1 pseudogene is annotated in these 265 nt (G+C 81.9%); it reads right to left on the bottom strand.

The features are described from left to right. Positions 1-71 precede the first annotated feature (71 nt). A pseudogene (locus KVT14_RS20485) lies at positions 72-265 on the bottom strand (diphosphomevalonate decarboxylase); the annotation flags it as partial.

Below are 265 nucleotides of genomic sequence, written 5' to 3'. Positions count from 1 at the left end.
CGCGACGAGATCGACTTGGGCCCGGCGCCGAGCACGACCACGGCCATCGCCGGGTCGAGCGGACCGCCCGCCTAGCCGCCCGGCACGGGCTCGGCGAACGACGAGGCGTCGTCGGTGCCCGCGTGCCAGACCACCAGGCCGCCGAAGGCCGAGCGCGCCGCCGACCCGGAGCCGCGGCGGGCCAGCCGGGAGAGCGCGCGGGGGTCGGGGTCCAGCCCATACGCGGCGGCCGCGGCCCCGGCGAGCGCGGCGGACCCGCGCCCGG

The organism is Cellulomonas sp. GbtcB1, assembly GCF_019091725.1.
In the GTDB taxonomy this organism is placed as follows: domain Bacteria; phylum Actinomycetota; class Actinomycetes; order Actinomycetales; family Cellulomonadaceae; genus Cellulomonas.
This window is presented reverse-complemented; position numbering and strand designations above follow the sequence as displayed.